The sequence below is a fragment of the Umezawaea beigongshangensis genome, from assembly GCF_016464305.1.
GTDB classification, from domain to species: Bacteria; Actinomycetota; Actinomycetes; order Mycobacteriales; family Pseudonocardiaceae; genus Umezawaea_A; species Umezawaea_A beigongshangensis.
Genome location: NZ_JAEIOJ010000054.1, coordinates 1 through 260, shown reverse-complemented (window position 1 = coordinate 260; position 260 = coordinate 1). Strand labels below are relative to the sequence as shown.

General features: G+C 73.1%; 1 protein-coding gene. It reads left to right on the top strand.

Going from position 1 to position 260, the window contains the following annotated elements:
- The coding region (locus IMZ35_RS30310) for an ATP-binding protein (protein ID WP_199444636.1) at nucleotides 1–260 on the top strand (260 nt) is incomplete at both ends.

The window sequence follows — 260 nt, the reverse complement described above, 5'->3', positions numbered from 1 at the left end:
GTCCGCAAGATCGGCGCGGAGGTGCCGCGCAGCGCGGTGTGCCGGTCGATGGAGGAGGTCCGCGCGACGGTGGCCGACCTGGGCCTGCCCGTGGTCATCCGGCCGTCGTTCACGATGGGCGGCCTCGGCTCCGGCATGGCGCACACCCCCGAAGAGCTGGAGCGGCTCGCCGCGTCCGGCCTCGCGGAGTCCCCGGTCACCGAGGTGCTGATCGAGGAGAGCGCGCTGGGGTGGAAGGAGTACGAGCTGGAGCTGATGCG